Source organism: Sphingomonas sp. TZW2008 (genome assembly GCF_002117915.1).
Taxonomy (GTDB): Bacteria; Pseudomonadota; Alphaproteobacteria; order Sphingomonadales; family Sphingomonadaceae; genus Sphingomonas.
Genome location: NZ_BDJB01000014.1, coordinates 212568 through 222524 on the forward strand (window position 1 = coordinate 212568; position 9957 = coordinate 222524).

Genomic DNA, 9957 nt, shown 5'->3' on the forward strand with positions numbered 1-9957 from the left:
GCTTATTGCTTCGCCTGCGCGCCCTGCGGCCCGGCGCCCGGGGCTCCCGCCGCGGGCTTCGCATTGGGGTTCCAAGGGCTCGGCTGCACCGCCATGCCAGGCCGCAGCATGCCGCCGCCACCCTCGACGATCACGCGGTCGCCGGGCTTCAGCCCCGCGGTGACGAGCCAGTTGTCGCCGATCGTGCGAGAGGTGGAGAGCACGCGCGGCTCCACCTTGTTGCCGCGCCCGACCACCATCGTCGTCGCGCGGCCCTGTTCGTCGCGGCTCACCGCGCGCTGCGGGACCAGCAAGGCGTCGCCCTGCGTTCCCTCGACAAGTTCGGCGCGCACGTACATCCCCGGCAGCAGCAGGCCGCGCGGGTTCTGGAAGATCGCGCGGATCGCCTGCGTGCCCGTTGCCGGATCGACGCTGACGTCGGTGAACTGCAGCGTTCCCTCGATCGGATAGATCGAATTGTCCTCCAAGCGCAGCCGCACGCGCGCGGCATTGCCGCCGCGCGACAGAGCGCCGGCGGTAATCTGCTGGCGCAGCCGCAACAGGTCCGCGCTCGATTGCGGCACGTCGACGTAGATTGGATCGAGCCGCTGGATCGTGGTGAGCGCGTTGGTCTGCCCCGCCGTCACCAGCGCGCCGGTGGTCGCCTCGGCCCGCCCGATGCGGCCGGAGATCGGCGCGCGGATCGTCGTGCGGCCAAGATCGATCTGCGCCGAACGCAGCGCCGCCTGCTGTGCGGCGACGTCCGCCTGCGCCTGCTGCGCCGAGGTGATCGAATTCTCATATTCCTGGCGTGCGATCGCGTTGATCTTGACCAGTTCGCCGTAGCGCCGTTGCAGCGCCGCGCTCGACGCGATCGCGGCCCGCGCACGCGCCAGCGAGGCGCGCGCACTCGCCACCGCGGTGACATAGGGTTGCGGATCGATGCGGTAAAGCGCCTGGCCGCGGCTCACCTGATCGCCCTCGCGGAACAGCCGCTCGATGATCAGCCCGTTGACCTGCGGGCGAACCTCGGACGTCTCATAGGGCATCGTGCGACCGGGCAACGTCGTCGTCAGCGTCACCGCCTGCGGCTGCACCGCGACGAACCCGACCTGCGGCGGCCCCGCCGGCGCCTGCTGTGCTTGCTCGTTCTTCCCGCACGCGGCAACGGAGGCCAGCAGCAGCGCCGTGAGCGCGACCCTCTTGAATGACATTCGATTCTCTGTGATTATCGTGAGCGATCGTTCACTCACTTATTTGCTGCTACTGCGAAGTGCAATAAGCGTCAAGCAGGCGCGTTCATTGGAGAGCAATCATCGAAGACTGTTGTACCCTGCCAAGCGCGCGCGCTGACCGGGCCAACGCCCGACGCGAGAAATTGATCCAGGTTGCGCGCGAAGCCTTTGCTGCCAACGGATTCCACGCGACCGGCATCGCGCAGATTGCAGACGCGTCCGGGATCCGGGTCGGCCAGATCTATCGCGATTTCGCCAACAAGGAGGCGATCGTCGCCGTGATCGTGGCGCGCGACCTGGAAGATTTCCTGTCCGAACAGGGGCTGTGCGCGGCGGGCGCGAGTGGCGATACCGACGCGGTGCGCGCGTGGATCGCGCGGTTCGTCGCATGCGAGAATCCAGAAGGCGGCCGGCTGATCGCCGAGATCATGGCGGAGGCTTCGCGCAACGCGCGGATCGGCGAGATCGTGCGCGATGTGCACGACAGCATGGGGCGCGAACTCGCGGCGGCGCTGCGCCTGCTCGTTCCCTCGTCGGTATCGCCCGAACGCTTCGCCTGCGTCGCCGAAATGATCCAGACGATTGCGATGGGGGTGTTCCAGCGCCGCGTGACTGAGCAGGGGCATCTGTCGAACGACGTGATCGAGGCGCTGATTGGATGCATCAACGCCGCGATCGATCGCTTGCGCGATGAGGCAACCGAAGACGCGTCAGCCGCGCAAGCGTAAGCCGAGCCAGATCGTGCGCGGGGTTGCCCGCTCGATGATATCGGCACCGCTGATCCCCGCTTCGACACGCTCGTCAAAGAGGTTCTCGGCCCGCGCCTCGACGGCGATCGCCTGCGTCAATGGCAGCGCCAGATAGGTGTCGAGCGTCGTCGCCGGCGCGAGGCTGCGCGTATTCTGATCGTCCTCGAACTGGCGCGCGACGTGGCGCAGCGTGGCCGAGGCGGACAGCGCGTCGCGGCGCCAACCGAGCGTCGCCGACACCTGATCGCGCGGCGTCTGCGCCGGCCGCAGCCCGTCAAGTGGTGCGGCGGCGCCCGACGCGCGCACGCGCGGATCGACGTGGCTCCACGAGGCGAGCGCGAAGATCGGCCCCGATTGCCACCGCGCATCGATCTCGATCCCGCGCGAGCGGATGGCGTCGAGATTGCGCCGCACGCGATAGACGCCCCCCGCCGCGACGAATCCAACGCCAGGGAAGGTGCCCGCGCCGCGCCCGGCGGTGACGTTGGCGATCGCGTTGTCGAGCCGGTTCCAGAACAGCGTCGCGCCGAGCGAGAGGTTCAGCGCCGGCGTGATCGTGACGCCGCCGTCGACACCCCACAGTCGCTCGGGATCGAGCGCGGCGTTGGCCGCCGTCGCGTCTGCTCCCACGCGGAACGGGCGATAGAGTTCGTTCAGCGTCGGCAGCCGCCACCCGCGATAGCCGCTCGCCCGTAGCGTGATTGCCCCTATGGGAGCATAGGCGATGCCCACTCGCCCGGTCCATTCGGTGCCGCGGCGCGACGGAAAGGACAGGTCGGTCAGCGGAGCGCCCGTCGCCAGCGTATATTCGTCGAGTGCACCGTCGACGATCCGCCAGCGATCGACCCGCCCGCCCAGCGTCAGCGTGACGCCGCCCGTCTCGACGCTGGCATCGGCGAAGAGGCCCGCCGTCCGGCTGCTCCCGCCCGCCAGCCGTCGCCGCGTCGGCGCGCCGGCGACATAGGTGTAATTCTCCTGCGTCCGTCCGCTGACGTCGCGCACGTCGGCGCCGATGCGCAGTTCCCGCCCAGCACCGACCGGCGGCACCAGTTCAACGCGGGCACCGAGTCCAGTCGCCGGAGTATTGTACTGGTCCAGCGTTTGCGTGGCGGCGACGCGCCCGGCGGACACGCTAGCGAATTGCGAGGCAAAAGCGCGCGCCTGGACGTAGGCGAGCGCGGAGAAGCCCCAGCTGCCACGTCCGACGAGGCGCAGGCTGGCGTCCGCCCCCTCGCTGCGGTTGCGGGTGAAGGCGGTGCCGCGGTCGCGCGTATCGGTGAAGGCGCTGACATTGGCCTGCAGCTCGGTCACGTCAGCAACGCGGATGACGCCGCGCAGCGCCGCCGACGCCTGCTCGTACGCCGCCGGGCGATCGGCGGGGCCGCGCTGTGCGGCGATCACCGGTGTGAAGCCGTCGCCGCGCGCGTAGGCAGCGGAAGCAGTGGCGAAACCGGCGCCTGCGACGAGCGCGGCCGACGCGCGCGCGTCGAGCGAATCGCGGCTGCCATAGGCGACGCTGCCGAGCAAAGGTGTGTGATCGCGAGGATCGGCACTGTCGAGCTCTACCGTGCCGGCAAGCGCGCCCGGCCCGAAATAGCCGCTGCCCCCGCCCCGCGTTACGCGGATGCGCCCGATACGATCGGTGGCATAGGCGGGGAACGGCACCCAGCCACCGAAGGGGTCCGCCTGCGGCACGCCGTCGAGCACTAGCAGCGCGCGGCTCGACGCGTTACCGCCGATGCCCCGCAGCGAGATGCCCTGGCTGGTCGGATTGGCGGATCGCGAATCGGCGCGACGAAATTGCTGCAAGCCCGCCACGTCGGCGAGGACACTCTCGAGCCGACCGCTGGCGTTGGCCGCGATCTGCGCAGCGTCGATCGTGACCACGTCCGCCGTGCGATCGCCGGCCCGCTCGGCAAGACCGCGGCCGGTGACAACGATGTCGGGCGCGGCAAGCTGCGCCGCAGCGGGCGCGGCAAGCGCCGGAAACGGAAGCAACAGGGCGCCGAGCGCGGCGCGGTGCGGCGCGCTACTCACGCCTCCGCCTCGTGCAGCGCGACCGCCGCGAGAACGGCGGTGAACCGCTTGCGCCACCAGATCACGTCCTCCTGCCGCACGTTCTCGAACATCGGCCGCCAGCGTGCGATCCGCTCCTCGCGCGACATGGCGAGCGCCTGCTCGATCGCATCGGCCATTTCGTCGGGGCTGTAGGGATTGATCAGCAGCGCACGATCGAGCTGCGCCGCGGCACCGGCGAAGCGCGACAGGATCAGCACGCCCGGATCCTCGGGATCCTGCGCGGCGACGAACTCCTTCGCGACTAGATTCATGCCGTCGCGCAGCGGCGTGACGAGCCCGATCTTGGCCGCGCGATACACACCCGCGAGCACGCTGCGCGGCAGCCCCCGATTGACGTAGCGCAGCGGCACCCAATCTATTTCGGCGTGCGCGCCGTTGATCCGCCCGGAAGCGGCGTCGAGCGCGGCACGAATGTCGACGTAGCTCTGCACGCTCGCGCGCGACGGCGGCGCCACCTGAAGCATCGACACCTTGTTACGCGCGTCGGGCCGGGTTTCGAGGAAGCGCTGATAGCCGTTGAACCGCTCCTCCAACCCTTTGGAATAGTCGAGCCGGTCGACCCCGACGATGAGCCGGCGCCCGTCGATGCTGTCGACCATACGATCATGCGTGCGCGTCGCCTCGGCGCTGGTCGCGCTGGCGATGAACTCCTTGGCGTCGATCCCGATCGGGCAGGCGATCGCGCGGATCGTGCGGCCGCCGACGGTGACGAGATCGTCCGGTCCGATCGAGCCGCCCATCTCGCGCACGACATAGTCGTGGAACGTCTCGAGCCATTCGGCGGTCTGAAAGCCGACGACGTCATAGGCGAACAGCGCTTCGACCAACCGGCGATGCTCAGGCAGGGCGGTGAGCAGGCGCGTCGGCGGCCAGGGAATGTGGAGAAAGAAGCCGAGGCGGTTGCGCAGCCCCTGCTGACGCAGCAGCCAACCGAGCGGGATCATGTGGTAATCATGCACCCAGACGAGATCGTCCGGCTCGACATGCGGGCTGATGACATCCGCGAACAGCCGGTTGACGCGTTCGTACCCGCCCTGGAAATCGCGCTCGAACTCGGTCAGTCCGAGACGATAGTGGAACAGCGGCCAGAGCGTGCGATTAGCGTAACCGTCGTAATATTCTTCGACGTCCTGCTCGGGCAGATCAATCGTCGCCGAGGTGACGCCGTCGTAGGTCTTGAACGCGAGTTCGCCGGTCTCGCCGGTCGCGCCTGACCAGCCGAACCAGATGCCGTCCGCTTCGCGCAGCGCGGCGGTGAGCGCCACCGCGAGCCCGCCCTGCGCGGTCGGCTGCTCCGCCGTCGGCGCGGAAACGCGGTTCGAGATGACGATCAGCCGGCTCACCGTATCGCGCTCCACGGCTTGCTCAGCAGCACCGCGCAATTGATGACGCCGACGAGCGAGTAGGTCTGCGGGTAATTGCCCCACAATTCGCCGCTGACCGGATCGATATCTTCGGACAGCAACCCCGCCGGCGTGCAGCGCGCCAGCATCTCCTCGAACAACGCGCGGGCGTCGGCATCGCGCCCGGTGAAGTGCAGCGCCTCGATCAGCCAGAAGGTACACACGTTGAACGCGGTGTGCGGCAGGCCGAAGTCGTCCTCGGTCGCGTAACGCAGCATGTGCGAGCCGCGCCGCAGCCCGCCCTCGACCGCGTCGAGCGTGCGGCGGAAGCGCGGGTCGTCGGGCGACAGGAAGCGCAGATCGAGCAGTTGCAGCAGGCTCGCGTCGAGATCGTCGCCGCCGAAGGTTGCCGAGATGCGCTGCGTCTCGGGGCGCCATGACGCCGCCTCGATCCGCGCGCGCATGCGATCGGCGCGATCGCGCCAGAACGCTGCGCGGTCGGCAAGCCCAAGCGCGTCGGCCGCGTTCGACAGCCGATCGCACGCTGCCCAGCACATCGCCGCCGAATAGGTGTGGACGTGGCTCTTGGTGCGCAATTCCCAGAGGCCCGCGTCGGACTGATCGTATTTCTCCCATGCGCGGTCGCCAATCGGTTCCAGCGCCTTGAAATCGTCGATCCCCGCGACGCGCAGCAGGCGATGATCGAAGAAGGCCTGCGCGTTCGACAGGACGATCTGGCCGTAGGCGTCGTGCTGGATCTGCTCATACGCCTGGTTGCCGACGCGCACCGGCCCCATGCCGCGATACCCGCTGAGTGCGGGCGCCTCGCGCTCGACCAGCGTCGCCTCGCCGCCGACACCGTAGAGCGGCTGGATGTGCCCGCCCGTCGCATTATCGACGATGTTGCGTAAGTATTCGAGATAGCCCTCAAGCACGTCGAGCGCGCCGAGCCGGTTGAGCGCCTGCACGGTATAATAGGCGTCGCGCACCCAGCAGTAGCGGTAGTCCCAGTTGCGCTGCGATCCGGCATGTTCGGGGATAGAGGTGGTGAGCGCGGCGACGATCGCGCCCGTCTCTTCGTGCTGGCAGAGCTTCAGCGTGATCGCCGAGCGGATCACCGCCTCCTGCCATTCATAGGGCGTGGCAAGGCCGCGCACCCAGTGGCGCCATTCGTCGCAGGTGCGATCGTGCATCGTTTCGAGCGCGGCGGCGATATCGTCCGAGAAGCTCTCGTCGGGCCCGAGAAAGAAGTGCAGCGGCCGCTCGACGCGAAACAGCCGCTCATCCTCGATCCAGCCGACCGGTGCGGTGGTGGAGAGGCGCATCACGCTGTCGTCGAGCAGATAGCGGATATGATTAGACCCGCGCGTCGTCGCCGCCCCGCGCGACCCCCATTGCACCGCCGGGCGCAGGCGGACGCGGATGCGCGGGCTGCCCGCAACGGGGCGCACGATGCGCACGAAGGCGACCGGGCGATACATTCGCCCGCTGCGCTTGAAGCGCGGGCAGAAGTCGATCACCTCGATCGCGTTGCCGTGCACGTCCTCGTGCCGGGTGACGAGGATCGGCGTGTTGCGGCGATAGGATTGCGTGGTCGACGCCAACTGGTCGATGTCGATCTCCCAGAAGCCGAACGCATTCTCGCCCGCCGGCGGCTTGTCGTCGAGCAGCGAGCAGAAGGCGGGATCGCCGTCGACGCGCGGGGTACAGCCCCACACGAAACGGCCGGCGCGATCGACCAGTGCGGAAACCTGGCAATTGCCGATCGGCCACAGATCGAGCGTAGCCGTCATGCTGCCTGCTCCAGCCACCGATGCACCGCTGCCACATCCACCAGGCGATGGCGCGCGGCCGTGGTGCGAGCAGCCCCGACTAGAACGCCCGCACCGCCGTGCGCGGACGCCGCGACGAAACCGGCCTCGTCGGTGACATCGTCCCCCGCGAAGATCGGCACCGCACCGCTGAACGGCGGTTGCGTCAGGAGCGCGGCGATGCCGCTGCCCTTGTCGTGCCCGCCGGCGCGCAGTTCGACCATCATCTTGCCCTCCTGCAGCATCAGGCCATCCTGCCCGGCGAAGCGTTCAGCAACGGCGCGCGCCGCTGCGGCCCGCTCGGGCGCCATGCGATAGTGGATCGCCATGCCAAGCGACTTAACCTCGATCACGATACCGCCCTCCCCTTCGAATGCGGCGCGTGCCGCCCGTTCGGCCGCGACCAGCGCCGCCGGCCGCTCCGGCGCGATCGCCCGGCCGCCGATGCGCAGCTCGGCACCGTGACTGCCGACGAGCGCCAGATCCGGCACTCGGCCCGCCAGAAAACCGTCGAGCTGCGCCACCGATCGACCGCTGACCAAGGCGATACGGCCGGCAAAGGTTCCCGCAAGCCGCATCAGCAGCGCCGTCAGGCGATCATCGAGCACGACCGCGTCGGGTCGATCGACGAGCTCGACGAGCGTCCCGTCGAAATCGAGCAGTAGCGCGTCACGGGCGGGGTCGAGCGGCGGCGGCGGCGGGAGCGACATGACGCTTCCTCTACCTTGATCGCGCCGCCGCACCAGCGTGCTGACGATCGCGTCCGATCAGCTGGCCAGAACCGGATCCTCGGGCGGCGTCGCCGGCGTGCCACGGGCATAGCGCTGCGCAATGACGGCGCAGGCGAGCAGCTGCAGCTGGTGAAAGATCATCAGCGGCAGGATGATGGCGCCGACCTGCGCCGCCGGGAACAGCACGCCCGCCATCGGCACGCCCGAGGCGAGGCTCTTCTTCGACCCGCAGAAAACGATCGCTATCTCGTCCGCACGATCGAAGCCGAGCGCGCGCGCGACGCGCTGCGTCCCGACGAGCACGATCGCGAGAAGCAGCACGCAGAGGAGCGTCACGACGAGCAGCTGCCACGCCGGCACGCGGCTCCACAGGCCCTCGACCACCGCAGCGCTGAAGGCGGTATAGACGACGAGCAGGATCGAGCCGCGATCGACGAGCGACAGCACCGCCTTGTGCCGCTCGACCACGCGCGCGGTGAGCGGACGCGACAGATGCCCGGCGACGAACGGCAGCAGCAGCTGTAGCGCGATCGCCTCCACCTGCCCGGCGGAGACCCCGCCGTTGGTGGTTCCCATCAGCGCCGCGACGAGCAGCGGCGTCAGCGCGATACCGATCAGGTTCGATGCCGACGCACTGCACACCGCCGCGGGCACGTTGCCGCGCGCCATCGACGTGAAGGCGATCGACGACTGGACGGTCGACGGCAGCAGCGTGAGGAATAGCAGCCCGGCGGCGAGCGCCGGTGCGACAACGTAGGCCGAGGCGGCACTGAACCCGAGGCCGAGCAGCGGAAAGGCGCCGAACGTCATCGCGAAGACGAGCAGATGCAACCGCCAGTTGGTCATCCCCGCGACGATCGCGTCGCGCGACAGTTTCGCGCCATGGAGGAAGAACAGAAGTGCGATCGCCGCAGTCGTCACGACGTCGAACGCCGCCGCCACCCGCCCGCGGCACGGCAGGATCGATGCGACGATTACAGTCGCGACGAGCAGCAGGCTGTAGCGATCGATCCGTCTGACAAGGGCAAGCATGGCATACTCCGCTGGTACGCATGCCCTATCGCGCTACGTGCGATCTGCGTACCCCTGTAGCCCCGATGCAAGGCCGCAACGATCGAACGCCCGATCCGGTGGTAACCATGTTTCCGCTCGGATCCGATCCGGAGCGGGCGGGAGATCGTGTTTCGTGTCAGCTGACGGTACCGGCCGGTGCCTTCTGCCGCTTGCGTTCGAGCAGCCTTGCCGGGCGGCGTGCCTGAGCCACCTTGAAAAGTGAGAAGGTGCGATCGACGTAGTTCGCGACTGCGCTCAGCCCTTTCAGATGGTCGTCGAGCTCAGGCGTTCGCTCCGCCTCGAACAACCGTACGGGGCGAGATGGATCATTGGTCTCGAAGCGGACGTAGAACCACGGCTCGTCGCGCTTCAGCACCAATTCCTTCGCGGTATCGTACCATTCGAACGCCCACATCATCTGGCGCGGCCACAGGTGGATCGGCAGCCGCCCGCCGATCATCGTGCCGGGCCAAGGATCGGGGCGATAGTGCGAGATGGGGGGCATCTGCGTCATCCACACCGGCTCGTCGGCGACGAAGACATATGGCGTGATGATCTGGATCACCGGCCGCTCGGGGTGGCGCCACTCGCGCTGCCCGACGATCGAGATCATCTGGTTGAGGTGTTTCGACCGGACCGACGAGCGATCGCCGTCGGCGTTGACGAGTACCGGCTGCCCCTTCTCGTTACGCCGAAAACGCAGCCTGACGTCGATCGGGCACGGCACCTCGAACATGCGCGCCTCGTGGTCCAGCACCGACGGGCAGTAGTTGACCGATTTTGCATGCGTGGGCGGCGGGTCGCCGCGACGGATGCGGCGGGGATCGGCCCATATGAAGCGCGCCTTGTCGGTATCGAGCAGCCAGCCGACGTCGACGCCACGCCCGGTACCCGCGCGAAGCCATGGCCGATCAACGACCATCGCCTTCAACCGCTCGAACATGCGATCCCCTCCCGCCCCCGCGCAAATCTGTTTG

The 9957-nt window shown here is 68.5% G+C and carries 8 protein-coding genes; 1 reads left to right on the forward strand and 7 read right to left on the reverse strand.

From position 1 onward, the window contains the following. Positions 1 to 2: 2 nt before the first annotated feature. Positions 3 to 1193, reverse strand: coding sequence for an efflux RND transporter periplasmic adaptor subunit (locus B7L05_RS15325; protein WP_085811138.1), 1191 nt, complete (start codon positions 1191 to 1193; stop codon positions 3 to 5). A 164-nt stretch (positions 1194 to 1357) separates the two neighbouring features. Here B7L05_RS15325 and B7L05_RS15330 point away from each other — a divergent pair, with 164 nt between their 5' ends. Further along, on the forward strand, positions 1358 to 1942 hold the full coding sequence (locus B7L05_RS15330) for a TetR/AcrR family transcriptional regulator (RefSeq protein ID WP_179187239.1): 585 nt from the start codon (positions 1358 to 1360) through the stop codon (positions 1940 to 1942). Here the strand turns inward: B7L05_RS15330 and B7L05_RS15335 are convergent. From B7L05_RS15335 to B7L05_RS15360, 6 genes are all read right to left on the reverse strand, one after another. Continuing rightward, positions 1925 to 4000: a TonB-dependent receptor domain-containing protein gene (locus tag B7L05_RS15335; protein ID WP_085811140.1), complete on the reverse strand. Its 2076-nt coding sequence runs from the start codon at positions 3998 to 4000 to the stop codon at positions 1925 to 1927. The two genes, B7L05_RS15330 and B7L05_RS15335, sit on opposite strands and share 18 nt — an antisense overlap. Next, positions 3997 to 5385 (reverse strand): trehalose-6-phosphate synthase, encoded by a 1389-nt coding sequence (locus tag B7L05_RS15340; protein ID WP_085811198.1) that lies wholly within the window; start codon positions 5383 to 5385, stop codon positions 3997 to 3999. Before B7L05_RS15340 ends, B7L05_RS15335 begins: the two co-directional genes overlap by 4 nt. Further along, the gene (locus B7L05_RS15345; protein ID WP_085811141.1) at positions 5382 to 7178 is read right to left on the reverse strand and encodes a glycoside hydrolase family 15 protein; all 1797 of its coding nucleotides are present in this window, start codon (positions 7176 to 7178) and stop codon (positions 5382 to 5384) included. Before B7L05_RS15345 ends, B7L05_RS15340 begins: the two co-directional genes overlap by 4 nt. After that, positions 7175 to 7906, reverse strand: coding sequence for a trehalose-phosphatase (otsB, locus tag B7L05_RS15350; protein ID WP_085811142.1), 732 nt, complete (start codon positions 7904 to 7906; stop codon positions 7175 to 7177). The genes B7L05_RS15345 and otsB overlap by 4 nt, the downstream gene beginning before the upstream one ends. 57 nt (positions 7907 to 7963) lie before the next feature. Continuing rightward, positions 7964 to 8959: a bile acid:sodium symporter family protein gene (locus B7L05_RS15355; RefSeq protein WP_085811143.1), complete on the reverse strand. Its 996-nt coding sequence runs from the start codon at positions 8957 to 8959 to the stop codon at positions 7964 to 7966. 157 nt (positions 8960 to 9116) lie between these two features. Continuing rightward, complete coding sequence (locus tag B7L05_RS15360) at positions 9117 to 9923, reverse strand: hypothetical protein (protein WP_085811144.1); 807 nt, start codon at positions 9921 to 9923, stop codon at positions 9117 to 9119. Between the last annotated feature and the right edge of the window lie 34 nt (positions 9924 to 9957).